This is a genomic window from Actinospineispora eucalypti (assembly GCF_039543365.1).
Classification (GTDB): domain Bacteria; phylum Actinomycetota; class Actinomycetes; order Mycobacteriales; family Pseudonocardiaceae; genus Pseudonocardia; species Pseudonocardia eucalypti.
Window position 1 is genome coordinate 153,351 of the sequence record NZ_BAABJP010000039.1, and the last position, 24,107, is coordinate 177,457.

Consider the following 24,107-nt stretch of genomic DNA (forward strand, 5'->3'; position numbering starts at 1 on the left):
AGCACGCTGGTTCAGTGGGTTCAGCACGCTGGTTCAGTCACTTCGGCATCCGTGGGTCTGACGGTCGCCGGGACGGTCGTGCCACAACCCCGCGATCGGCCGGGCGCGTCTTGGCAACCCCCGGCTGAAGTGACTGAATCGGGGTGCTAAACCCACTGAACCAGTGTGCTGAACCCACTGAACCAGCGTGCTGAACCCACTGAATCAGCGTGCTGACCCCACTGAATCGGGGGCGGGGTTCTCAGTCGGCGGTGCGGAGGAGGTGTTCCCAGTGGCGGCGGGCGTCGGCGTCCCAGCGGCGGTGCCGGTCGTGGAAGAGCTCCGTGGCCTTGACCCCGATCCAGCCGCTGGGCAGCAGCTCGGCGGGCAGCTGCGGGTCCAGGAAGGGGAACCGGCGCCAGGCGTGCACCAGGTTGATCTGTTCCCTGGCCACGTCGGCGGGGGTGGTCGGCTCGGCGCGCTGGAACGTGGCGATGAAGTCCTGGTACGCCAGCTCGACCCGGTCCAGGTTCCACGCCTGGGCCACCATCTCGCGCTGCTCGCCGATCGGCCCGAACGGCCCGATGAACGACGAGGCCACCTCGGCCAGCCCCAGCTCGCGGATCACCTCGGCCGCTTCGGCCTGTTTTTCCGCGTCCGGGGAAAGCCAGACCGCAGGGGCGGGCGAGCCGAAGCCGGCCCAGGCCAGCCGGGTGCGCAGCCGGTGCCGCAGCTGGCGCCGCGACTCCGGAACGCTGGCCAGCAGCACCAGCCAGCGCCCGTCCCAGGCCACCTCGGAGGTGCCGAAGGTGTAGATCCGGTGTGCGCCGGCGGAGAGCAGCCGGTGACCGGACTCGGTCAGCTCCCAGCGCACCCGCCGGCCCTCCCGGCTGGAGTCGATCAGCCCTTCGGCGGCGGTGCGGGAGAGGGCCTGGCGGGCGGACTTCTGTTCCACGCCCAGCTCGCCGAGCAGGTCCAGGAGCGCCCGGGTCCACACCGGCTCGCCGCGCGGCAGCACGAACTCGCCGAGCACGGTGAGCAGCAGGGACCGCGCCGTGGCGGACAGCTCGCGGCGCCTTGACAACGTGCCCGCGTCGGGCGGCGCGTCGAACGTAACAGTGTCGTGGCTGGTCATGGCCACACCAGCCTAAACGCCCTGCGCCGGGATAGTGTCACCGGACGTGACCCCCGAGGAACTTCTGGCCGCCGACCGCGAGCGCGTGTGGCACCCGTACGAAGCCATGCCGGCCGCCGGCCGGGCGCTGCCGGTGGCCGGCGCGAGCGGGGTGCGGCTGCGGTTGGCCGGGCCGGCGCTGGGCCTGCCGGCGGGCGCGGAGCTGATCGACGGCATGTCCTCGTGGTGGGCGGCGATCCACGGTTACCGGCACCCGGTGCTGGATGCGGCGGTGACCGAGCAGCTGGGGCGGATGAGTCACGTGATGTTCGGCGGGCTCACCCACGAGCCGGCGGTCGCGCTGGCCGGCCGGCTGGTGGAGATCACCCCGGAGCCGTTGCGGCACGTGTTCCTCACCGACTCGGGCTCGGTGGCGGTCGAGGTGGGCATCAAGATGTGCCTGCAGTACTGGCGTTCCCGGGGGCGGCCGGCGAAGCACCGGTTGATGACGTGGCGCGGGGGCTATCACGGGGACACGTTCATGACCATGAGCGTGTGTGACCCGGACGGCGGGATGCACACGCTGTGGACCGACGTGCTGCCCCGGCAGGTCTTCGCCGGGGCGCCGCCCGCCGACTTCCGCACCGAGTACGTGGCCGAGCTGGCGTCGCTGGTGGAGGAGCACGCCGGCGAGCTGGCCGCGGTGATCGTGGAGCCGGTGGTCCAGGGCGCCGGCGGGATGCGTTTCCACGACCCGCGCTACCTGCACGTGCTGCGCGAGCTGTGTCTGGCCAACGACGTGTTGCTGATCTTCGACGAGATCGCCACCGGGTTCGGCCGCACCGGTGAGCTGTTCGCCGCCGACCACGCCGGGGTCAGCCCCGACGTGATGTGCCTGGGCAAGGCCCTGACCGGTGGTTACCTGTCCATGGCCGGCACGCTGTGCACCACCGAGGTGGCGCGGGGCATCACCGAGGGGGAGGCCGGTGTGCTCATGCATGGGCCGACCTTCATGGGGAACCCGTTGGCCTCGGCGGTGTCGCTGGCCTCCATCGGGGAGCTGTTGCGCCGGGACTGGCGGGCCGAGGTGGCCGGCATCGGGGAGGGGCTGCGCGCGGGACTGGCCCCGGCGCGGGAGCTGCCCGGGGTGCGGGACGTGCGGGTGCTCGGGGCGATCGGCGTGATCCAGATGGAGCGGCCGGTCGACCAGGCGGCGGCCACGGCGGCGGCCGCCGCGCGCGGGGTGTGGCTGCGGCCGTTCCGGGATCTGGTCTACGCGATGCCGCCGTTCGTCACCGGCGCCGACGACGTGGCGGCGATCGCCGCCGCGATGTGCGCCGCCGCGGCCGCGGGCTGAGCCGGCGCCCGGTCACCCCATCGATAGGGTGGTTGTGGGGGTAGCCACACAAGATCACTCGATGGGTATAGCGAGTCACGTGTGGCGGAACGAGGCTCCTGCGCAAATTGAGTCTGATGCGCAACTTGAGTTACCTCGTAAGAATCATCTTATCGCCCAATAGTTGCAAGACCGTGTACGACCGGTGAGATCGGGTCCACGAAAGCGGCGACGCGCCGTGGATAGTCCGGGAACTGATGAACCCTCAAGATCCGTTGGCGTGGTGCCGGTGCGGGCGACGGTGACCGCGGTCCGGCGACCCCCCCTGACGCCTTGGCGTCACCCAGACTCAGGAGGAGCCGCGTGGCCGTCTCGCCGCCAAGTGTCCGAAGATCTTCCCTACCGCGCCCCGACTGGTCGGTGCTGCGAGCCGACGTCGCGGCCTCACTCGTGGTGTTCCTGGTCGCCGTGCCGCTGTCGCTGGGCATCGCGGTGGCCTCCGGGGCGCCGATCCTGTCCGGGCTCATCGCGGCCATCGTCGGCGGTGTGGTCGCAGGCTTGCTCGGGGGGTCCCCGCTGCAGGTCAGCGGCCCGGCGGCCGGGCTGACCGTAGTGGTCGCCGAACTGATCAACCGGTTCGGCTTCGGCGTGACCACGGCCATCGTGGCCGCCGCCGGACTGGTGCAGATCGGTTTCGGGCTGTCCAAGCTGGCCCGGTTCGCCCAGGCCATCCCGCCCGCCGTGGTGCACGGCATGCTGGCCGGCATCGGCGGCACCATCGCGCTGGCCCAGCTGCACGTGGTCCTGGGCGGCAACCCGCAGAGCAGCGTGCTGGAGAACCTGCGCGAGCTGCCCGGCCAGTTGGTCAACGCGCACGGCCCGGCCGTGGCGGTCGGCCTGTTCACCATCGCGGTGGTGATCTTCTGGCCGAAGTGGGCCGGACCGCTGAAGGTGGTGCCCGGCCCGCTGGTCGCGGTGGCCTCGGCCACCGGGCTGAGCCTGGCGCTGTCCGCGCTGCTGCCCTCGGTGCCCCGGGTGGAGCTGCCCGGCGACCTGCTCTCCGCCGTCGCCCTGCCGGTGCTGCCGGACGGCCAGTGGGCGGGTGTGGTCGGCGGCGTGCTCACCGTGGCCCTGATCGCCAGCGTGGAGAGCCTGCTCTCGGCGGTCGCGGTGGACCGCATGCACGACGGCAGGCGCACCGACACCGACCGCGAGCTGATCGGCCAGGGCGCGGCGAACACGCTTTCGGGCATGCTCGGCGGCCTGCCGGTGACCGGGGTGATCGTGCGCAGCTCGACCAACGTGAAGGCCGGGGCCAGGACGCGCGCCTCGGCGGTGCTGCACGCGGTGTGGATCGCGGTGTTCGCGCTGGCCCTGGTGTGGGTGGTGGAGGCCATCCCGCTGGCCGCGCTGGCGGGGCTGCTGGTGGTGGTCGGCGTGCAGCTGGTCAAGCTGACCGACATCCGGGTCGCCCGGCAGCACGGTGAGCTGCCGCTCTACCTGGTCACCATGGGCGGCGTGATGGCGCTGAACCTGCTGGAGGGGGTGGCCATCGGGCTGGCGCTGGCCGGGTTGATGGTGCTGCACCGCGCGGTGCGGGCCCGGGTGCAGCACCACGCCCCGGACCCGGGCAGCGAGGACCCGGAGCACCGGGTCACCGTGGAGGGCGCGGCCACTTTCCTGGCCGTGCCGACCCTCTCCCAGGTGCTGGCCGGCATCCCCGCCGGCGAGCACACCAGGGTGGACCTGTCCGTGCACTACGTGGACCACGCCGCGCGCGACCACCTGAACACCTGGGTGGCGCGGCACCGGGCCACCGGCGCGAACGTCGTGGTCACCGACGGCCGCGCGGTTTCGTCGGCGAACGGGAACGGCCGGGGTCGGCGTAGGCAGGTCGGCCCGCTCGGCCGGGCCGGCGACCACGGTCCGGTGGGCCGGGGCGGCGACCACGGTCCGGTGGGTAGGGCAGGGGACCACGGTCCGGCGGGCCGCCCCGGCGACGGCGGCCCACCCACCGACCGGATCACGCACCACCGCGTCACCGCCACCGGCGCCCACCACCGCTAGGACGGCCGCCAGAACCACCGCGTGTGTGCGAGCGGCCTGAAGGCGGGGCCGGCGGCGGGCGGTGGGTCGGCACGGCGGTTATGGTCGGCCGATGGAACATCCGCTGGACTGGTTGACCGAGCACGCCGCGAGGCGGCGGGCCGCTGGGCTGCGCCGGGTGTTGCGGTACCGGCCGGCCGACGAGCCGGTGCTGGATCTGGCCGGCAACGACTACCTGGGGTTGAGCACCGATCCGAGGGTGGTCGAGGGCGGGGTGGCTGCGCTGCGCGCCTGGGGCGCGGGCTCCACCGGGTCGCGGCTGGTCACCGGCTCCACCCAGTTGCACGGCGAGCTGGAGGCCGCGCTGGCCGAGTTCTGCGGGTTCGGGTCCGCGCTGGTGTTCGCCTCCGGCTACGCGGCCAACCTGGGTGTGGTCACCGCGCTGTCCGACGCGGACACGCTGATCGTGTCGGACGCGGCCAACCACGCCTCGCTGGTGGACGGCTGCCGGCTGGCCCGGGCCAGGGTGGCCGTGGTGCCGCGCAACGACGTGGCCGCCGTGGACGCCGAGCTGGCCGGGCGGACGGAACGCCGCGCGCTGGTCGTCACCGAGAGCGTGTGCAGCGTGGACGGCGCGCACGCGCCGCTGGTCGAGCTGCACCGGGTCGCCCGCGGCCGCGGCGCGCTGCTGGTGGTGGACGAGGCGCACGCGCTGGGCGTGCGAGGACCGGGCGGGCGCGGGCTGCTCGCCGAGGTCGGCCTGGCCGGCGCGCACGACGTGGTGGCCACGGTGACGCTGTCCAAGTCGCTGGGCGCGCAGGGCGGCGCGGTGCTCGGGTCGGTGGCGGTGACCGAGCACCTGGTGGACACCGCGCGCAGCTTCATCTTCGACACCGGGCTGGCCCCGGCCTCGGCCGGCGCCGCGCTGGCCGCGCTGGGCGTGCTGGTTGCCGAACCCGAGCGGCCCGCGTCGGTGCTCGCGGCCTCGGCCACCATCGCGGCCGCGGCCGGGGTGCCCGATCCGGGTTCGGCGGTGGTCCCGGTGGTGCTCGGCGATCCCCGGGTCGCCGTGGCGGCCGCCGCGCACTGTCTCGACGGGGGCGTGCGGGTGGGCTGCTTCCGCCCGCCCACCGTGCCGGCCGGCACCAGCCGGCTGCGGCTGACCGCGCGAGCCACGCTGACGGAGGCGGAGCTGGGCACCGTCGCCCGGGTGCTGACCGAAGCGCTGGCGTCGGTGGGCGCGAAGCGACCGGTGGGTGTGCGATGACCGTGCTGGTGGTCAGCGGCACCGGGACCGGGGTGGGCAAGACCGTGGTCACCGCGGGCCTCGCCGCGCTGGCGGTGGCCGGTGGCCGGCGGGTCGCGGTGCTCAAACCGGCGCAGACCGGGGTCGGTCCGGGCGAGCCGGGAGACCTGGACGACGTGCGCCGGTTGGTCGGCCAGACCGACCGGCTGACGCTGCGCGAGCTGGTCCGGTACCCGGACCCGCTGGCCCCGCTGACCGCCGCCGCCCGGTGCGGCCGGCCGCCGCTGGACCCGGCGGAGGCCGCCGACGCCGCCGCCAAGCTGGCCGTGGACCACGACCTGGTGCTGGTGGAGGGGGCGGGCGGGCTGCTGGTGCGGTTCACCGAGGCCGGCACTCTGGCCGACGTGGCGGCCGCGCTGGACGCGCCGGTGCTGGTGGTCACCGCCGCCGGGCTGGGCACGCTGAACCACACCGAGCTGACCGTCGAGGCGCTGCGCACCCGTGGGCTGCGCTGCGCCGGCCTGGTGATCGGCAGCTGGCCGACCTCGCCGGACCTGGCCGCCGAGTGCAACCTGGACGACCTGCCCGAGGTGACCGGCGCGGCGCTGCTCGGCCGGATGCCGGCGGACGCCGGCCGGTTGGAGCCGGATGAGTTTCTCGCCACTGCGCGCGGTCTGCTCCGCGCGGACGCGGGCGTCCCGTCCTAGGCTTCCAGCTCAGCCAGCCGTCCCAACCTTCACAGGAGAGCCCGATGACCGACCTGCTGGACCAGCTGCGCGAGTCGGTGCTGGGCCGAGGCGAGCCGGCGACCCAGGAGCAGGTCCTGGAGCTGCTGCGGCTGCCCGACGATCGCCTCGAGGACCTGCTCGAGCTGGCCCATGAGGTGCGCATGCGCTGGTGCGGGCCGGAGGTCGAGGTCGAGGGGATCATCTCGCTGAAGACCGGCGGCTGCCCCGAGGACTGCCACTTCTGCTCCCAGTCGGGCCTGTTCGCCTCGCCGGTGCGCTCCGCCTGGCTGGACATTCCGATGCTGGTGGAGGCGGCCAAGCAGACCGCCAAGACCGGCGCCACCGAGTTCTGCATCGTGGCCGCCGTGCGCGGCCCGGACGAGCGGCTGATGACCCAGGTCGCCGCCGGCATCCAGGCGATCAAGGACGAGGTGGACATCAACATCGCCTGCTCGCTGGGCATGCTCACCCAGGAGCAGGTGGACGCGCTGTCCGCGATGGGCGTGCACCGGTACAACCACAACCTGGAGACCGCGCGCTCCTACTTCCCCCAGGTGGTCACCACGCACACCTGGGAGGAGCGGGCCGAGACGCTGCGCATGGTCGGCGAGGCCGGCATGGAGGTCTGCTGCGGCGGGATCCTGGGCATGGGGGAGACGCTGGAGCAGCGCGCCGAGTTCGCCGGGCAGCTGGCCGAGATCCAGCCGGACGAGGTTCCGATGAACTTCCTGAACCCGCGCCCGGGCACCCCGTTCGGCGAGCTGGAGCCGCTGACCGGGGCCGACGCGCTGCGCGCGGTGGCCGCCTTCCGGCTGGCGCTGCCCCGCACCGTGCTCCGGTTTGCCGGCGGCCGGGAGATCACCCTGGGCGACCTGGGCGCCCGGCAGGGCCTGCTCGGCGGGATCAACGCGGTCATCGTCGGCAACTACCTGACCACGCTCGGCCGCCCGGCGGAGGCCGACCTCGATCTGCTCGGCGAGCTGTCCATGCCGGTCAAGGCGCTGAACCAGACCCTGTGAACGGGCCGTTCTGCGACCAGTGCGGGGCGCCGGCCGGCCAGGGCGAGCACGGCCGCTGCGCCGCGCGCCGCGAGCTGGAGCCGCCCCGGTTCTGCCCCGATTGCGCCCGCCGCATGGTCGTCCAGGTAACCCCGACCACCTGGACCGCCCGCTGCAGCCGCCACGGCGAACGCCACAACCCCCACCCCCGCTGATTCAGTCACTTCAGCACGGTGATTCAGTGACTTCAGCACGGTGATTCAGTGACTTCAGCACGGTGGTTCAGTGACTTCAGCCCGGTGATTCAGTCACTTCGGCAGGGCGGCTCAGCCGCGCCGGAGCAGCCACGGCTGCAGGTGGGTAAACCCGCGCACGGACACCCGGCGCAGCCGGCGCACCCGGTAGTCCGGCCGGCCGTCCAGCGCCGAGGCGAGCTCCCGGTCCACCAGCACGGTGCCCGGGCGGGCCAGCGAGGTGAGCCGGGCGGCGAGGTTGACCACGGTGCCGTACGCGTCGCCCAGCCGGCGCAGCACCGGGCCGTAGGCCAGCCCGATGCGTAGGTCGGGCCGCCCGTCGAGGGCACTGATCCGGTCGGCCAGGCCGAGCCCGATCTCGGCGACGGCCGGCGCGTCGTCCGCCGAGAACATGATCTCGTCGCCGACCATCTTGATCACCCGGCCGCCCCGGTCGGTGACCACCGCCGACGCGCTGGACTCGAAAGCCTCCAGGAACTCGGCGAGGTCGGGCTCGGCGAGGCCCCGGCTCAGGCTGGTGAACCCCACGATGTCGGCGAATCCGACGGCCAGCGGGACCTCTTCGGCCCGGTCCGCCCCGATGCTGAGCACCCGCTCGCTGGCGGTGAGCAGGTGCCGGCGCCAGACATACTGCTGCAGCCGCTCGACGCGGGGGAGCAGTTCGGCCGCCGCCGCGAGTCCGGCCTCGTTGATGGCGTCCCCGTCGGTCGGATCGGGGGCCCGTGCGATCACCATCTCCCGCATCAGCCCAACCTGCCACTCGGTCAGCCGGGCCATCGCCTGTCCCATGGACCGGACCAGGGCCAGCTCGGTCTGGTGGTCGGCCAGGCCGGCGTCGTGCAGCTCGGTCACCGTGCGCAGCGCCTCGATGTCGGCGTCGGTGAAGACCTGCTCGTCGGGGCCGGGCAGTGCATAGCCGAGCGACTGCCAGAGCCGGGTGGCGCGGTCCTCGCTCACCCCGGCCAGGCTCGCGGCCTCGGATCGGGTGTATCTGGGTTCGGCGCCCAACAGCAGCCGCGCCGCTCCCGGCGGCCCGCCCTTCGCCTCGGTCGCCGCCTGGTCCTCCAAGGTGCCACCTCTCCCGGAACGTCCCGTTGATCGCCTCAGTCTGGCCGTCGCCGGATGGATCCAGCTTGGCGGGCCTTTTGTAACACTGTTACCATTGAACCATGATGCGATCGATCAGCCCGGCGGAGCGAACCGTCGCGGAGACCGTGCACGTGCGTGCCACCCCCGAACGGGCCTACCGCGCGATCGCCGACTTCGGCCGGATGGCCGACTGGAGCCCGGAGTTCATCGGCGCCTGGACCGGTCGCCGGGGACTGGTGGCGGGCGCGCGATTCGTCGGGTTCAACCGGCGCGGCCCACTGCTGTGGTTCACCGCCGGGCGGATCACCGTGGCCGACCCGGGGCGGGAGTTCGCCTTCCGGGTGACCGCCTTCGGCGTGCCCACCGCGGTGTGGGGTTACCGGATCGAGCCGGCGCCGGACGGCGCCGAGGTGACCGAGTACTGGGAGTACCTGGGCCGGGGTGGCCGCGCCTCGCGGTTCATCGAGCTGCTGGGCCTGGTGTTCTCCGCGACGCCGCCGTCGGCGCGCCCGGAGCGCAACCGGCAGGGCATGCGCGCCACCCTGGCCAGGCTGAAGGCGTATCTGGAGAGCTAGATCGCCCGGTACGGCCTGGTGCTGGGCTGCTTCTTCGGCGCTAGTTCTCGCTGTGGTCGACCGCGTAGCTGGACAGCGGGGCGGGGACGGCGCGCAGCTCGGCGAGCAGGGTGGCCTCCCGGCAGAGCAGCGCGCGGACCATACGCAGCCGGACGAACGGCGAGGTCTGCTCGAGCAGCAGCTGGCGGTCCCGGATGGGCAGCAGGCAGTCCGCCGCGAGCAGGTGCGGCAGCTCCTCCGGCGCGATGGAGCTGTCCGGCGCGTTCCACTCGCCGGAGCGCCACGCGGTCTGGCAGTACTTGCGGTGGGCCGCCCGGGCGGCATTGGCCAGTCGGTGCAGCCGGCTGGCCTGGTCCTCCGCCTCCTCGGTATCGGGCAGCCAGGCGACGGTGCCGACCAGGTAGGGGCGGGAGGCGCTGTCCAGCTCGAGCAGGCGGAACCGGCGGGCGCCCTTGGTGACGATGTCGAACCGGCCGTCCGGCAGCTTCCGCACGTCGCGCAGCTGTGCGGTGCAGCCGACCCGGTGCAGCCCATGGATGCCGTCCTGGTCCGGCGCCCAGCCCTCGCGCACCGCGATCACGCCGAACTCCTTGCTCGGGAGCGTGCCGGTGACCAGGTCGATGGTGAGCTGGCGGTAGCGCGGCTCGAACACGTGCAACGGTAGTGACGCTCCCGGCATGAGCACCGTCCCTAGCGGGAACAGCGGGAGCGTCTGGGCCACCCGGTAACGTTACGACGTCCGGTCCGGCGTCGCTGGTTGAAACCGGTGTTGCCGGTGTGGGTGAAACGCGGCCGGCCCGGTCGGGTCAATCCCCGACGTTGGGTGGCCGGAGCACCGCCGACGCGTCGGTCACCCGCAGCCGCCGTTCGGCGAACCGGAAAAGCGCGGCCGGCCGGCCGCCGGTCGGCCCGGGCGGCGCCACCTCGCCGGTGGGCACCAGTACGCCGCGCCGGGCGAGCACCCGTTGCAGATTGGTGGCCGAGACCGGGTGGCCGAGTGCGCTCACGTACAGCTCGCGGAGCTCCGAGATGGTGAACTCCTGGGGTGCCAGCGCGAAGCCCAGGTTGGTGTACGACAGCTTGGCCCTCAGCCGGTCCCGCGCGTCGCGCACGATCTCCGCGTGGTCGAAGGCGGTTGGTGGCAGCTCGGCCACCGGGTGCCACCGGGTGTCCTCGGGCACAGTGGGATCCGCGTCACACGGCACCAGTCCCAGGAACGTGGTCGCCACCAGCCGGATGCCGGGCACCCTCCTCGGCTCGCTGAACACCCCGAGCTGCTCGATGTGCGCGACTTCCCGCACGTCAACCTTGTCCTCGAGCTGACGGAGCATCGAGGTCTGCACGTCCTCGTCGTGCCCCAGGAGCCCGCCGGGAAGCGCCCAGCGACCCCGATCCGGCTGTTGCGCACGTTGCCAGAGCAACACCTGAAGCGTCTCGGAGCGGATCTGCAGGACGGCGGCCAGAACTTCGTGGTCCGTTTCTGTTCTCTCGCTGGTAACATCGGGCATGTTTTCGACTATAAGGCGAAAACCCCGCGAAGGGAACGGCGGGGTCAACCGGCCGCCCGGCCGGTGAGGAGGAACCGTGACGATCACCGAAGTAGGCGCGCCGGGGTTGCGCGTGGACTGGGCCGACCAGGTCCGGCGATTAGCACGCGAGCGGGACGCGGTGGTGCTGGCGCACAACTACCAGCTGCCCGAGATCCAGGACGTGGCCCACCACACCGGGGACTCGCTGGCGCTGTCCCGGATCGCGGCCGCCGCCGAGCAGAGCACCATCGTGTTCTGCGGCGTGCACTTCATGGCGGAGACGGCGAAGATCCTCGCCCCGGAGAAGACCGTGCTCATCCCGGACGCCGCCGCCGGCTGCTCGCTGGCCGACTCGATCAACGCGGCCGAGCTGCGCGAGTGGAAGGCCCAGCACCCGGGCGCGGTCGTGGTCTCCTACGTGAACACCACCGCCGAGGTGAAAGCCGAGACCGACGTGTGCTGCACGTCGTCCAACGCGGTCGAGGTGGTCGCCTCCATCCCGGCCGATCGGGAGGTGCTGTTCCTGCCGGACCAGTTCCTGGGCGCGCACGTGCGGCGGATCACCGGTCGGGAGAACCTGCACGTCTGGGCGGGGGAGTGCCACGTGCACGCGGGCATCAACGGTGCCGAGCTGACCGCGCGGGCCGCCGAGGACCCCAGCGCCGAGCTGTTCGTGCACCCGGAGTGCGGCTGCGCCACGTCGGCCCTGTACCTGGCCGGTGCCGGTGCGGTGGAGCCGGAACGGGTGAAGATCCTGTCCACCGGCGGCATGCTGGACGCGGCCCGGGAGACCAAGGCGCGCTCGGTGCTGGTGGCCACCGAGGTGGGCATGCTGCACCAGCTGCGCCGGGCGGCCCCCGAGGTGGACTTCCGCGCGGTGAACGACCGCGCCTCCTGCCACTACATGAAGATGATCACTCCGGAGAAGCTGCTGCGCGCGCTGGCCGAGGGCCGGGACGAGGTGCACGTCGACCCGGACACCGCCGAGCGGGCGCGGGCCTCGGTGCGGCGGATGATCGAGATCGGCCGCCCGGGCGGTGGGGAGTGAACCCGTGGCAGGCCGATGCCGACCTGGTGGTCATCGGCAGCGGGGTGGCCGGGCTGACCGCCGCGCTGGAGGCCAGTGAGCTGGGCCTTCGCGTGCTGGTGGTGACCAAGGACGCGCGGGACGCCGGGTCCACCCGGTGGGCGCAGGGCGGCATCGCGGTGGTGCTCGAGGACGGCCACGAGCCGGGTGACTCGGTGCGCAAGCACGTGGCCGACACGCTGGCCGCCGCCGGCGGGCTGGCCGACCCGGAGTCGGTGGCCACCATCCTGGCCGACGGTCCGGCCGCGGTCGCCCAGCTGCGCCGCCGGGGCGCGGTGTTCGACCCGGCTCCGGGCGGTCTGGCGCTCACCCGGGAGGGCGGGCACACCGCGTTCCGGGTGGTGCACGCGGGCGGCGACGCGACCGGCGCCGAGGTGCAGCGGGCGCTGCTCGCGGCGGCCGGCGAGGTGCCGATCCTGGCCGAACACCTGGCCGTTCAGGTGCTGCTCGGCGGGGGCGAGCAACCCGTGAGTGGCGAGTATGGCTATAGCCACACTCGCCACTCACAAGCCGTGGGTGTCCGCGTCCTTGACGAACGCGGACACCCCGGCATCGTGCACGCCCCCGCGGTCCTGCTGGCCACCGGCGGCTACGGCCAGCTGTTCGCCAGCACCACCAATCCGGACACCGCGACCGGTGACGGCCTGGCGCTGGCCCTGCGGGCCGGCGCGGTGGCCGCCGACCTGGAGTTCGTGCAGTTCCACCCGACCGTGCTCTACACCGGGCCGGGCGCGCGCGGCCGGCGCCCGCTGGTCACCGAGGCGGTGCGCGGGCACGGCGCGGTGCTGGTGGACGGGGCCGGGCGGAGGGTGATGACCGGTGTGCACCCGCTGGCCGACCTGGCCCCCCGGGACGTGGTTTCGGCGGCCATCGCCCGGCGGCTGGCCGCGTCGGGCGCGCCGTGTGTGTACCTGGACGCCACCGGCATCGCCGACTTCCCGACCCGGTTCCCCACGGTGCACGCGGCCTGCGCGGCGATCGGGGTTGACCCGGTCCGCGACCCGATCCCGGTCAGCCCGGCGGCGCACTACTCGTGCGGCGGGGTGCTCACCGACCCGGCCGGCCGGACCACCGTGCCCGGGCTATACGCGGCCGGCGAGGTGGCCCGCAGCGGCCTGCACGGCGCGAACCGGCTGGCGTCGAACTCTCTGCTGGAAGGCCTGGTCATGGGCCGCCGCGCGGCGAGTGTGGTGGCCGCTGAGCTGGCCGGCCCCCGCCCGCTGCCCCCGGTCCACCGGGCCGGACCGGGCTCGGGGTGGCCGGTGTTCCCGGTCGCCGACCGCGACCTGGTGCAGCGCACCATGAGCTGGGGCGCCGCCATCGGCCGGGACGGCGCCGGCCTGGCCGCCGCCTCGGACGCCATCGAGAGCGCGCTGCTCCCGCGCCCGGTCATCGACCGGGCCGGCGTGGAGGACGCGGCGCTGACCCTGATCGCGCAGGCCGTGCTGGTCGCGGCCGGCACCCGAACCGAGAGCCGAGGTTGTCACGTGCGCACCGACTTCCCAGAGACCGACGACACCTACCAGCGGCGCAGCCTGCTGGTACGGCTGGTGGACGGCGAGCTGACCGTCCGCCCGGCCGAGCTGACCCAGGTGGGTGCCGCGTGACCGCCGCCGGAACGCTCGCCCCGCCGGACGCCGAGGACCTGGCCCGGGTGGTGGCCACCGCGCTGGCCGAGGACCTGCGCTACGGGCCGGACGCCACGACCGAGGCCTGCGTGCCCGCCGAAGCGGTGGCGGTCGCCGCGTTCACCCCCCGAGAGCCTGGCGTACTGGCCGGCCTGCCGGCCGTGCTGGCCGTGCTGGACACCGTGCTGGGGGCCGGCGCGTACCAGGTGCTCGACCAGCTGGCCGACGGCGCCCGGCTGACCCCGGGGGAGCCCGCGCTGCGGGTCCGGGGGCCGGTGCGCGGGCTGCTCACCGCCGAGCGGACCGCGCTGAACCTGCTCTGCCACCTGTCCGGGGTGGCCACGGCTACGGCCGCCTTCGTGGCCGCCGTGGAGGGCACCGGGACCCAGATCCTGGACACCCGCAAGACGCTGCCCGGGCTGCGCCTGCTGCAGAAGTACGCGGTGCGCTGCGGCGGCGGGACCAACCACCGGCTGGGCCTCGGCGACGCCGTCCTGATCAAGGACAACCACGTGGTCGCGGCGGGATCGGTGACCGCCGCGCTGGCCGCCGCCCGGGCCAGGGCGCCCGAGCTGAGCTGTGAGGTCGAGGTGGACTCGCTGGCCCAGCTGGACGAGGCGCTGGCCGCCGGCGCGGAGTTGGTGCTGCTGGACAACTTCACCCCGGAGCAGGCGGCCGCCGCCGTGCGACGGCGCGCGGTGCTCGGCGCGCGCACCCGGTTCGAGGTGTCGGGCCGGATGACCCCCGACGTGGCCAGGGCCTACGCCGAAGCCGGCGTGGAGTACCTCTCCGCCGGCGCCCTGACCCACTCCGTCGCCGCCCTGGACCTGGGCCTAGACCTAACCGCCGAATAACCCCACCCCGTATCGCGGGCCTTACCAGGCCATGTCGCGGCTTATGACAGCCTATGTCGCGCGGAAACCAGCGATACGGCGTGGCGCAACCAGCGATATGGCCTGGTGAGATCCGCGATATGGCGGGGTGAGGGGGGTCTCAGCGAGGTTGTTGGTTGGTGGTAGCTATTGCCAATTATGGGCGATAGTGCTTAGCGTCGGCGCATGGTGCGACGATCGTGGGACCCGGTCCGCGCGCTGATCACCGGGGCGGTGGTGGTGTGTGCGGTCGCGGCCTGCGCGGGGCCGACCGAGAACGCGGGCCGGGGCGACACCCGTGACGGCTCCACGATCGTGCTCGCCGACTCCTACGAGGACGAGGCGCTGAACCCGCTGCTCGGCTACGCCCAGGAGGGCGCGTCGAAGATCTTCGACGGGTTGGTGAGCTACGACGCGCAGCGTCGGATGCTGCCCGCGCTGGCCGAGCGGCTGCCCACGCCGGCCCCGGACCTGCGCTCCTGGACGGTCACGCTGCGCGAGGGCGTGCGCTTCCACGACGGCTCCACGCTCGGCGCCGAGGACGTGGTGGCCACCTACCGCGCGCTGATCGATCCGGCGCGCGGCTCGACGGTCCGGTCCGACTCGCGGGACCTGGCCGGCGTCACGCAGCTGGACCCGCGAACCGTCCGGTTCGAGCTGAAGCACCCGTCGGCGACCCTGCCCTCCCGGCTGACCATGGGCATCCTGCCCAGCGAGGCTCTGGCCGGCGGCGGGCCGCTGCTGGACTCGCCGGTCAACAGCCGGCCGGTGGGCACCGGCCCGTACAAGCTGGCCGAGTGGCGCAGGGGCACCTCGATGACCCTGGTGGCCAACGCCGACTACTGGGGCGGCCCGCCGACCATTTCCAAGATCGTCGTCGTGTTCGCGGTGGACGACAACATCCGCGCCCAGCGGATGCGGTCCGGCGAGTTCGACGGCACCGTGCTGCCGCCCGCGCTGGCCGACACGTTCGTCGGGGGTGACTACCGGGTGCTGCACCACCGCACGGCCGACTACCGCACGATCACCATGCCGTCCGGCAACCCGGTGACCGCCGACCCGGCCATCCGGCTGGCGCTGAACTACGCGGTGGACCGTCCGGGCATGATCGACGCGTTGCTGGCCGGGCACGGGGTGCCCGCGTACTCGCCTATCCCGCCGGTGCTCGGCGAGTACGTGGAGCCGGCGGCCGGCTTCCGGTTCGACCGGGCCGAGGCGGCCCGGATCCTGGACGCGGCCGGCTGGCTGCCCGGCCCGGACGGCATCCGGGTGCGGGACGGGCAGCGCGCCCAGTTCACCCTGATGTACTCGGCCACCGACTCGGTGCGCAAGGACCTGGCGCAGGCGTTCACCTCGGACGCCCGCGCGGCGGGCATCGCGGTGGCGCTGGCCGGGCTGGGTTGGGAGGCCATCGAGCCCCGGATGGGCGCGGACGCGGTGGTGCTCGGCGGGGGCAACCCGTTCGACCCGGAGATCGTGTCCTACCCGCTGCTGCACTCGTCCTACTCCGGCGACGGGTTCAACAACCCCGGCTCGTACCGCAACCCCGAGGTGGACGCCGCGCTGGACGCGGCCCGCGCCGCGCCGGACACCGCGACCAGGGTGGCCGAGTTGCGCCGCATGCAGCGCGAGTACACCGCCGCGCCCGGGTTCGTGTTCCTGGCCTTCCTGGACCACTCGTACGTGACCAGGGACGACTGGACCGGCTACCAGGAGGTCGTGGAGCCGCACACCCACGGCACCACCTGGGGGCCGTGGTGGAACGTGGAGCGCTGGGTGCCCAAGAAGTGAGCGCCCGGGTACGGGCGGCCGGGCGCCTGGCGATCCGCCGGACGGCCTTCGCGGTGCCGGTGCTGGTGGTGGTCGCGGTCGGGGTGTTCCTGCTCGGCGCCGCCTCCCCGTTCAAGCCGATCTACCAGTACTACGGCGCCGGGGTGTTCACCGCCAGCGCCGAGGAGCTGGCCCAGACCAGCGCCGCCCTGGGCCTGGACGACTCGGTGTTCACCCAGCTGGGCCGGTGGTTCGCCGGGCTGGTGCGGGGCGACCTGGGCAGCAGTCGGTCGTTCCGCCAGCCGGTCGCCGACGTGATCGCCGAGCGCCTGCCGTGGACCCTGCTGCTGGTCGGCGTGGGCCTCGGGCTGGCCGTGCTGCTGGCCGTCGCGCTCGGCGTGGTCGCGGCGTGGCGCCACGGCGGCTGGCTGGACCGGGTGGTCACCGCCGTCGGGCACTCGCTGGAGGGGCTGCCGCCCTTCGTGCTCGGCCTCGGTGGCATCGCGCTGTTCTCCCTGGGCCTGTCCTGGCTGCCGGTGGCCGGGCTCACGGACGCGGGCGCGCCGCCGACGTTCGGGCAGGTCACCAGGCACCTGGTGCTGCCCGCCGGGGTGCTGGCGGTGTCCCAGATGCCCTGGCTGGTGCTGCACCTGCGGGCCTCGCTGCTCACCGCGCTCACCGAGGACCACGTGATCGGCGCGCGGGCCCGGGGGCTGCCGGAGTGGCGGGTGGTGCTGCGGCACGCCCTGCCCACCGCGCTGCTGCCGTTCCTCGCGCTGCTCGGCGCGCGGATCCCGGAGCTGGTCACCGGGGCGGTGCTGGTGGAAGAGGTGTTCTCCTGGCCGGGCATCGCCAAGGCCGTGGTCACCGGGGCGCTGGCGGTCGACTTCCCGCTGCTCGCGGCGGCCGCCGTGCTGGCTACCGGCGCCGTGCTGGTGGGTTCGCTGCTGGCCGACGTCGCGGTGGTGCTCACCGACCCGAGGGTGGTAGCCGATGGTTGACCTGCTCCGCGACCGGGCGGCCGACCGCCCGGCACCGGCCTGGCGGCCGGCCGCCAGGGAACGCGCCGGCTCACCGCGGGGCCGCTGGGCGCCCGGCCGGGCCCGGCTGCGGCCGCTGGTCGGCGTCGGCGGCCTGGCCGTGCTGGTGGCGGCCGCGCTGCTGGTGCCCTGGCTGACCGGGTTCGACCAGGCCCGCATGGACTACGCCGCGTTGCGCCGGCCGCCGTCGGTGGACCACCCGTTCGGCACCGACGCGATGGGCCGGGACCTGCTGGTCCGCTCGCTGCTCGGGCTGCGGGTGTCGCTGCTGGTCGCGGCGGTGTGCGCGGTGGTCTCCACGGTGGTCGGGGTGCTGTTCGGCGCGCTCTCCGGGGTGCTCGGCGGCTGGCCCGACCGGGTGCTGATGCGGGTGGTGGACTCGGTGAACGCCATGCCGCACCTGTTGCTGGGCATCGTCATCGTGGCGCTGTACCGGGGCTCGGTGCTCGCGGTGATCGCGTCCATCGCGCTCACCCATTGGACCAGCGTGGCCCGGATCGTCCGGGTGGAGGTGCTGTCCCTGCGCGACCGTCCCTACATCGACGCGGCGATCTCCGGCGGGGCGTCGCGGGCGTGGGTGCTGCGCCGGCACCTCGCGCCGGCGGTGATCCCGCAGGCGGCGCTCTCCTCGGTGCTCCTGCTGCCGCACGCGGTGTGGCACGAGACCGCGCTCAGCTTCCTCGGCCTCGGCCTGCCGCCGCACCTGGCCAGCATCGGCAACATCCTGGGCGAGGCCCGCCGGGAGGTGCTGCTGGGCTCCTGGTGGGTGGTGGTGCTGCCGTCGTTGCTGCTGGTCGCCACGGTGCTCGCGGTGGCGGCGATCGCCGCCTGGTGGCGGGACCGGGGCGTGCCCCGCCGGCGTTCGGAGCTGGCGCTGTGAGCCTGCGGGTGGACCGGCTGTCGGTGCGGTTCTGGTTGGGGCCCCGGGGCTCGATCGATTCGGGCGAGGTGGTCTCGGCGGTTTCCGACGTGTCGTTCACCCTGCGTCCCGGGCGGCTGCTGGCCCTGGTCGGCGAGTCCGGCTGTGGCAAGTCGGTGCTGACCAGCACGCTGGTCGGGCTGCTCCCGGCCAACGCGGACGTGCGCGGCGAGGTGTGGTGGTCGGCCGGGGCCGAGCGGGTGGAGCTGCTGGGTGCCCCGGAACCGGTGCTGCGCGACCGGATCCGGGGCCGGGCGATCGGGTTGGTGCCGCAGTCCGCCGCCACCCACCTGACGCCAGTCCGCACGCTGGGCGGGCAACTGCGCGAGGCGGCCCGGGTGCTGCGCCCTTCGAGCGACCCGGGGGCGGCGGCGCTGGCGGCGATCGCTCAGGTGGGCCTGGACGAGGCGGCGCTGGAGAAGTACCCGCACGAGCTGTCCGGCGGGATGGCGCAGCGGGCCGGGGTGGCGATGGCGCTGGTCGGCGGCCCGGAGGTGATCCTGGCCGACGAGCCGACCGCCGGGTTGGACCGGGAGCTGGTGGAGCAGACCATGGACCTGCTGGCCGGGCTGGCCCGGGCCGGGCACGCGGTGCTGGTGGTCACCCACGACCTGCGCGCGGTTCGCCGGGTGGCCGACGACCTGGCCGTGATGTACGCCAGCCGCCTGGTGGAGACCGGACCGGCCGGCGCGCTGTTCGACCGGCCGTGGCACCCGTACACCCGGGGCCTGCTCGGCGCGCTGCCGGACGGCGGGTTCCGGCCGATCCCGGGCGACCCGCCCGAGCTGACCCGGCTGCCCGACGGCTGCGCGTTCCGTCCGCGCTGCCCGGTGAGCGAGGACTGCACCGGCGACTCCGAGCTGCGCGCCCACGGCGACCGGGCGGTGGCCTGCCACCCGGCTCCGGCATGAACGCGGGATTGGTAGACCCCGGCATGAACGCGGGGTTGCCCGGCGCCGGCGTGCGGGCCGGGTTGATCGGCACCGGCCTGGTCGCCGGGTACCGGCCGGGGGAGCGGGTGGTGGACGGCCTGGACGTGGCGGTCCGCCCCGGCGAGGTCCTAGGCGTAGCAGGGCCCAGCGGGTGCGGCAAGTCGACCCTGGTCCGGGTGCTCGCGCTGCTGCACCGCCCGTCGGCCGGCACGCTGACCTTGGACGGCGAACCGGTGACCGGCGCGCGCTACCGCGCCCCGCGTGCCCAGCGGACCCGGATCGGCGTGATTTTCCAGCAGCCGAGGCGCGCGGTCGACCCCCGGCTCACGCTGCGCGAGCTGATGCTGGAACCCCTGCGCGCCACCGGCCGCCCGCTGCCGGACCCGGACGAGCTGGCCGACCTGGTCGGCCTCACCGACGAGCTGCTGACCCGCCGGCCGCACCAGGTCAGCGAGGGGCAGCTGCAGCGCGCCTGCGTGGCCCGCGCGCTGGTCGCCCGCCCGCGCTATCTGCTCTGCGACGAGATGACCGCCATGCTCGACGCCTCAACCACCGCCGCCCTGGTCGGCGTCGTCCGCGACTACGCCCGCACCACCGGCGCCGGCGTCCTGACGGTGAGCCACGACGAGCCCCTCCTGGACGTCTGGGCCGACCGAACCCTCCACCCCTGGTCCTGACCAACCTCCCTGCCGAGACGGCTGAATCAGCGGGTTGCCAGGCGGTTGGGCGCCGTTCCGAAGACAGCTTGGACTGCGCCGGCCAAGTGGTCCGCCGGCTCGGGCGCCGCCGGTTGCGGTCTTCGGGTACCTCACCGAGTGTGATCGGGTGTGATCGCCGCTGGTCCTCGAGTGCTGGCTCAGTCCGGTGTTTCCTTGATCGGAACCGGACTCAGCGTGCGCTCGGCGGGGGCCGCCGCCCAGCACAGCCCGCGTGCCGTCTCAACCGTCCCACCTGCCACTCGTCGGTGACTCAGGGTGAGTGCCGCATGGTGCGCGCGGGTGGCCGGCGAGCGCCGACTCGGTGTGCTGGAAGCACCGACTCGCGGGGGGTGGGGGCTACCAGAGTTTGCCCTCGATGAGGCGCTCGAACTGGGTCACCGCCGACTTGAGCTGGTCGGGGGTGCCGACGAAGCCGGCGTAGAGGCCCATGCCCCAGAGCATCGCCACCAGCATCTCGGTGACCGCGCCGACGTCGCAGTCCGCCGGTACCTCGCCGTCGGCGATCGCGGTGCGCAGCGACTGTTCCACGAAGGCGCGCACGTCGGCGATCTGCCGCTGGGCCCGGCCCTCCAGCTCCGGGTGGCGCACCGCGTCGAGCAGCGAGGCGGCGATGAACCGGGCGTAGGAGCGGTCCAGCGCGTTCACCCGGACCGCCGTCTCCAGGAAGGCGGAGAACCGGCCGGCCAGCGTGGTTGCCGACGCCGCCTCCTTTATCCCCGGGGTGGACACGCCGTCCCTGGTCGAGTCGAGCAGCGCGGCGTACAGCGACTCCTTGCCGCTGAAGTGGTAGTTGATCGCCGGCCGGGTCAGCCCGGCCCGTTCGGCGATCTTGGTCAGGCTGGTCCGCTCGTAGCCGACCTCGCTGAACTCCTGGCGGGCGGCCTGCAGGATGCGCTCCCGGGCATCCGGGCCGTCGGTGGCCAACGGCCGGCCGCGGCGCCGGGGGGTGGCCGGTCGCTTGGGCCGGGGGGAACGCGTCGTCACATCCCAAAAGCTATCGGACATCGAACCGATTTGCCCCCGTCAACGAGTCTTGACACGACATTAAATTACGCTACCGTAAAAACATCGTTAGGTAACTGGCTCGAGCCCAGCACGCGGCCCCACCGTCGAGGAGGCGCACTCGAGATGCCACCGCACATCCTGCCCAGTCCACCGCCGTTCGGCGCTACCCAGTTCGCCATCTGGTTCTTCTTCTTCTTCGCCGGCGCGGCGGCCGTCTTCATCGCTGTCCCGTGGTGCCTCTACGCCGGGTTCAAGAAACGGAACTGGATCCCGGCGCTGGCCGTGGCCAGCGGTTTTCTCACTTCGCTGTCCGAGCCGATGCTGGACCTGCTGGGCCACCTGCGGTGGGCGAACAACCTGCCGACCGCGTTCAGCAACTTCGGCATCGACATCCCGCTGCTCATCCCGCCGTGCTACGGCGCCTTCTTCGGGCTCGAGGCCTACTTCGTCTACTACCTGCTGAAGAAGGGCATCACGGTCACCCAGTGCTACATGGCGTTCGCCGTGGGCGGCCTGACCGACGCGATCATGGAGACCGTCGGGCTGAACCTGAACATCTACGAGTACTACGGCCTGCAGCCGTACACGCTGCTCAAGTTCCCGTACTGGTGGGGCTTCATCAACGGCGCGGCGATCTTCACCGTGGGCTTCCTGCACTGGTGGCTGGTGCCCAAGCTGAAGGGCCGCCAGATGGCGTGGATCCTGCTGTTCTCCCCGGCCGGCATGATGATGTGCTACTTCACCGCCGGGTGGCCGCACATCCTGTCCATCAACTCGAACCTGCCCGACTGGGCCAAGTGGATCTTTGCCACGATCACCATGGTCGCCTGCGTCGGCGTGGTCCGGTTCCTGGCCTCGTTCGCCGCGGTGCCCGAGCCGGTGCACAACTGGACGTTCCCCCGGATGTTCTACTACCGGGTGCTCACGCCCGGTGCCCGGGCCCGGCTGGACGCCAGGATGGCGGTGCGCCCGAGCGCCGAGCTCACGTCCACCCCGACGTCCACCCCGGTGAACTGACCCGATGGACCGCTCCATGCGGGAAGCCGACGTCGTGGTGGCCGGGGCCGGGCACAACGGGCTGGTCGCGGCCGCCTACCTGGCCAAAGCCGGGCTGGACGTGCTCGTGGTGGAGGCGCACACCACCCCGGGCGGGATGACCTGCACCAACCCGATGGCGCCCGAGGCGCCGGCGTACCGGATCAACGAGGCCTCCCTGCAGGCCTCGTTGTTCCGCACCACCACCATCGACAAGGACCTCGGGCTGAGCCGCCGCTACGGGCTGCGCCAGCGGGTGATCGACCCGGCGCACGTGCAGCTCAACTACGACGGCTCCTCGCTGGCGCTGTGGCGGGACCCCCGGCGCACCGCCGAGGAGCTGAAGCACTTCTCGCCCAAGGACGCCGGTGCGCTGCTGGACCTGTACCGGGTGATCGACGCGGCGGTGGCCGTCGGGCTGCCGCTGATGCAGACCAACCCGACCCGGCCGGCGCTGTCCGCCGTGCTCAAGACGGTGGGGGCGATGGTGCGCGGGCGGCGGGAGCTGGCGGCGGTCGGCCGGTGGGCCGCCGCCTCGCACGCCGAGGCGCTGGAGGAGTACTTCGAACACGACGTGATCCGGGCCGCGCTGGTGATCGGTCTGCCGTTCATGCCGTTCAACGCCGACCTGGGTGGCTGGGCGCTGATCTACCTGGGCGTGCTGTCCAAGTACGGCGTGGCCATGTTCGAGGGTGGCACCGGCGCCTTCCCGGCGGCGCTCATCCAATGCCTCACCGAGCACGGTGGCCGGGTGCGCACCGGTGCGCCGGTGGAGGAACTGGTCGTCACCGACGGCCGGGTCACCGGGGTTCGGGTCAAGGGCGGTGAGGAGATCACCGCGCGGCGGGGCGTGCTCACCGCGTTCAGCCCGGCCACCGTGTTGACCCGGCTGCTCCCGCGCGGGGTGCTCGCGCCCAAGTTGCAGAACCGGGTGGACCACATCCCGACCAAGGGCCGGGGGATCAGCGACTACAAGCTGAACGTGGCGCTGTCCGGCCGCATCTCCATGGCCCGGCACGAGAAGTGGCGCGGCGACGGGCTGGACCTGAAGGTGCCGTGCAACTCCTACCACGACTACCGGCAGACCCTGGCCGCCGCGCGCGACTGTGCCCGGGGCGACGTGCCCGAGCACATCCCGGGGCTGGCCATCGTGCCGACCGCCTTCGACCCTTCGATGGCGCCGGACGGCTGCGACATGTTCTGGTTCTGGACCGGGCTGACCCCGGCCGACCCCCGGGACGGCTGGGACCGGGCGCGCAAACAGATCACCGAGACGGTGATCCGGGACAGCGAGCACTACTACCAGGGCATCGAGTCGCTGGAGATCGCCCGCCGGCCGTTGGCCCAGCCGGACATCGCCGAGCGGTTCTTCGCCATCGACGGCAGCGTGTACCACGTGGACCCGATCATCACCCGGTTCGGCCCGCGCCGGCCGGCCCCCGGGTTCGCCGGCTACCGAACGCCGGTGCCCGGGCTGTTCCTGTCCGGTTCGGGGACGCACCCGATCGCCGGGATCAACGGCCTGCCCGGTCAGCTGGCCGCGCGGACGATGATCAAGCATCTCCGCCGGGAGGATCGGGACGGCCGGGCGAAGGCACTATTTGCGGAGACAAAGGCGCGCGTCGGAAATGGTTGAACGTCGTAGCTGAATACGTCGACAGGCCCGGGTTCGAAGGAGAACCCGGGCCTGTCCAGTTTATTTTCGTGCGCTGCTTCAGCGGTGCCAGCGGCACTGGCGCTGGCCGGCATTGAAGCCCCGGTCGTAGCCATCCGCGTAACCGCGGTCGCGGTCGCTGCGGCGCTGCGAGTAGCCCCGGTGGCCACAGGAGTTCCGGCCGTCGCGGAACCCGTCGCGGTAGCCCTCGCGGAAGCCCTGCCGGTAGTCGCGGCCGGTCAGGACGCTGCCGGCGGCCGAGCTGGACTCGCCCGCCACCGCCGACGCCGGCTGCGTGGGGGTCGCGGCGTACGCGGCCGGCGCGGCGGCCACCATGGCCGCGAGGATGCCGGCGGACAGCGTCGCGGTTGCGCCGATTGTTCCGAATTTCCGCATTTCTGAATCCCCTCCGATGAGTTCCGGTGCGTTGCGGCAGACATTATCGGCGGGCGCGGGCCGGACAAAGTTATTAATGCAGGGATTCTTCAGTAACGAAATCGCCGGATCTGGCGATACAGACCCGGTTGTGGGTTCGGCGGGAATTGAGTGCCC

The 24,107-nt window shown here is 73.1% G+C and carries 23 protein-coding genes; 17 read left to right on the forward strand and 6 right to left on the reverse strand.

Going from position 1 to position 24,107, the window contains the following annotated elements; genetic code table 11:
- Positions 1-241: 241 nt before the first annotated feature.
- Positions 242-1,114: a PaaX family transcriptional regulator C-terminal domain-containing protein gene (locus tag ABEB12_RS30500; RefSeq protein ID WP_185065368.1), complete on the reverse strand. Its 873-nt coding sequence runs from the start codon at positions 1,112-1,114 to the stop codon at positions 242-244.
- A 46-nt stretch (positions 1,115-1,160) separates the two neighbouring features.
- Here ABEB12_RS30500 and ABEB12_RS30505 point away from each other — a divergent pair, with 46 nt between their 5' ends.
- The 6 genes from ABEB12_RS30505 (at position 1,161) to bsaP (ending at position 7,662) form a co-directional block, all read left to right on the forward strand.
- Complete coding sequence (locus ABEB12_RS30505) at positions 1,161-2,450, forward strand: adenosylmethionine--8-amino-7-oxononanoate transaminase (RefSeq protein ID WP_185065369.1); 1,290 nt, start codon at positions 1,161-1,163, stop codon at positions 2,448-2,450.
- Between the two features lie 399 nt (positions 2,451-2,849).
- Positions 2,850-4,496: a SulP family inorganic anion transporter gene (locus tag ABEB12_RS30510; protein ID WP_345703275.1), complete on the forward strand. Its 1,647-nt coding sequence runs from the start codon at positions 2,850-2,852 to the stop codon at positions 4,494-4,496.
- Positions 4,497-4,587: 91 nt separating this feature from the next.
- Positions 4,588-5,742 carry an aminotransferase class I/II-fold pyridoxal phosphate-dependent enzyme gene (locus ABEB12_RS30515; RefSeq protein ID WP_185065370.1) on the forward strand — a complete coding sequence of 385 codons (1,155 nt, stop codon included), beginning with the start codon at positions 4,588-4,590 and terminating at the stop codon, positions 5,740-5,742.
- A complete protein-coding gene (gene bioD, locus ABEB12_RS30520) occupies positions 5,739-6,428 on the forward strand; it encodes a dethiobiotin synthase (protein WP_185065371.1) in 690 nt (229 codons plus the stop codon). Before ABEB12_RS30515 ends, bioD begins: the two co-directional genes overlap by 4 nt.
- A gap of 44 nt (positions 6,429-6,472) precedes the next feature.
- On the forward strand, positions 6,473-7,468 hold the full coding sequence (gene bioB / locus ABEB12_RS30525; protein ID WP_185065372.1) for a biotin synthase BioB: 996 nt from the start codon (positions 6,473-6,475) through the stop codon (positions 7,466-7,468).
- Positions 7,465-7,662: a biotin synthase auxiliary protein BsaP gene (bsaP, locus tag ABEB12_RS30530; RefSeq protein WP_185065373.1), complete on the forward strand. Its 198-nt coding sequence runs from the start codon at positions 7,465-7,467 to the stop codon at positions 7,660-7,662. Before bioB ends, bsaP begins: the two co-directional genes overlap by 4 nt.
- A 111-nt stretch (positions 7,663-7,773) precedes the next feature.
- Here bsaP and ABEB12_RS30535 read toward each other — a convergent pair whose 3' ends face one another.
- Positions 7,774-8,769 (reverse strand): adenylate/guanylate cyclase domain-containing protein, encoded by a 996-nt coding sequence (locus ABEB12_RS30535; protein ID WP_185065374.1) that lies wholly within the window; start codon positions 8,767-8,769, stop codon positions 7,774-7,776.
- A 101-nt stretch (positions 8,770-8,870) separates the two neighbouring features.
- On the opposite strand from ABEB12_RS30535, the gene ABEB12_RS30540 reads away from it, so the two are divergent.
- Entirely contained in the window at positions 8,871-9,365 is a 495-nt protein-coding gene (locus ABEB12_RS30540) for an SRPBCC family protein (RefSeq protein WP_221498766.1), read from the forward strand.
- A 40-nt stretch (positions 9,366-9,405) separates the two neighbouring features.
- Here the strand turns inward: ABEB12_RS30540 and ABEB12_RS30545 are convergent, their stop codons facing one another.
- Both ABEB12_RS30545 and ABEB12_RS30550 read right to left on the reverse strand, forming a co-directional pair.
- Positions 9,406-10,086: an LON peptidase substrate-binding domain-containing protein gene (locus ABEB12_RS30545; protein ID WP_185065375.1), complete on the reverse strand. Its 681-nt coding sequence runs from the start codon at positions 10,084-10,086 to the stop codon at positions 9,406-9,408.
- Between the two features lie 85 nt (positions 10,087-10,171).
- Positions 10,172-10,873, reverse strand: coding sequence for an NrtR DNA-binding winged helix domain-containing protein (locus tag ABEB12_RS30550; RefSeq protein ID WP_185065376.1), 702 nt, complete (start codon positions 10,871-10,873; stop codon positions 10,172-10,174).
- 76 nt (positions 10,874-10,949) lie between these two features.
- Between ABEB12_RS30550 and nadA the strand changes: the two genes are divergently transcribed.
- The 8 genes from nadA (at position 10,950) to ABEB12_RS30590 (ending at position 19,819) form a co-directional block, all read left to right on the forward strand.
- Positions 10,950-11,942: a quinolinate synthase NadA gene (gene nadA / locus ABEB12_RS30555; RefSeq protein ID WP_185065377.1), complete on the forward strand. Its 993-nt coding sequence runs from the start codon at positions 10,950-10,952 to the stop codon at positions 11,940-11,942.
- Positions 11,939-13,588, forward strand: a complete 1,650-nt coding sequence (locus ABEB12_RS30560; protein WP_185065378.1) for an L-aspartate oxidase — start codon at positions 11,939-11,941, stop codon at positions 13,586-13,588. Before nadA ends, ABEB12_RS30560 begins: the two co-directional genes overlap by 4 nt.
- Positions 13,585-14,463: a carboxylating nicotinate-nucleotide diphosphorylase gene (nadC, locus tag ABEB12_RS30565; protein ID WP_185065379.1), complete on the forward strand. Its 879-nt coding sequence runs from the start codon at positions 13,585-13,587 to the stop codon at positions 14,461-14,463. The genes ABEB12_RS30560 and nadC overlap by 4 nt, the downstream gene beginning before the upstream one ends.
- 204 nt (positions 14,464-14,667) lie before the next feature.
- Complete coding sequence (locus ABEB12_RS30570; RefSeq protein WP_185065380.1) at positions 14,668-16,272, forward strand: ABC transporter substrate-binding protein; 1,605 nt, start codon at positions 14,668-14,670, stop codon at positions 16,270-16,272.
- Positions 16,269-17,252, forward strand: a complete 984-nt coding sequence (locus ABEB12_RS30575) for an ABC transporter permease subunit (RefSeq protein WP_185065381.1) — start codon at positions 16,269-16,271, stop codon at positions 17,250-17,252. Before ABEB12_RS30570 ends, ABEB12_RS30575 begins: the two co-directional genes overlap by 4 nt.
- Positions 17,245-18,171: an ABC transporter permease subunit gene (locus tag ABEB12_RS30580; RefSeq protein ID WP_185065382.1), complete on the forward strand. Its 927-nt coding sequence runs from the start codon at positions 17,245-17,247 to the stop codon at positions 18,169-18,171. The genes ABEB12_RS30575 and ABEB12_RS30580 overlap by 8 nt, the downstream gene beginning before the upstream one ends.
- Positions 18,168-19,121, forward strand: coding sequence for an oligopeptide/dipeptide ABC transporter ATP-binding protein (locus ABEB12_RS30585; RefSeq protein WP_185065383.1), 954 nt, complete (start codon positions 18,168-18,170; stop codon positions 19,119-19,121). The genes ABEB12_RS30580 and ABEB12_RS30585 overlap by 4 nt, the downstream gene beginning before the upstream one ends.
- Positions 19,118-19,819, forward strand: coding sequence for an ABC transporter ATP-binding protein (locus ABEB12_RS30590; protein ID WP_345703276.1), 702 nt, complete (start codon positions 19,118-19,120; stop codon positions 19,817-19,819). Before ABEB12_RS30585 ends, ABEB12_RS30590 begins: the two co-directional genes overlap by 4 nt.
- 378 nt (positions 19,820-20,197) lie before the next feature.
- Here the strand turns inward: ABEB12_RS30590 and ABEB12_RS30595 are convergent, their stop codons facing one another.
- Positions 20,198-20,845, reverse strand: a complete 648-nt coding sequence (locus ABEB12_RS30595) for a TetR family transcriptional regulator (protein WP_185065384.1) — start codon at positions 20,843-20,845, stop codon at positions 20,198-20,200.
- A gap of 144 nt (positions 20,846-20,989) precedes the next feature.
- Here ABEB12_RS30595 and ABEB12_RS30600 point away from each other — a divergent pair, with 144 nt between their 5' ends.
- Together ABEB12_RS30600 and ABEB12_RS30605 are read left to right on the forward strand one after the other, a co-directional pair.
- A complete protein-coding gene (locus tag ABEB12_RS30600; RefSeq protein WP_185065385.1) occupies positions 20,990-21,883 on the forward strand; it encodes a hypothetical protein in 894 nt (297 codons plus the stop codon).
- A 4-nt stretch (positions 21,884-21,887) separates the two neighbouring features.
- Positions 21,888-23,537 (forward strand): FAD-dependent oxidoreductase, encoded by a 1,650-nt coding sequence (locus ABEB12_RS30605; protein WP_185065386.1) that lies wholly within the window; start codon positions 21,888-21,890, stop codon positions 23,535-23,537.
- Positions 23,538-23,615: 78 nt separating this feature from the next.
- Here the strand turns inward: ABEB12_RS30605 and ABEB12_RS30610 are convergent, their stop codons facing one another.
- The gene (locus ABEB12_RS30610; protein WP_185065387.1) at positions 23,616-23,951 is read right to left on the reverse strand and encodes a FliH/SctL family protein; all 336 of its coding nucleotides are present in this window, start codon (positions 23,949-23,951) and stop codon (positions 23,616-23,618) included.
- Positions 23,952-24,107: the final 156 nt, after the last annotated feature.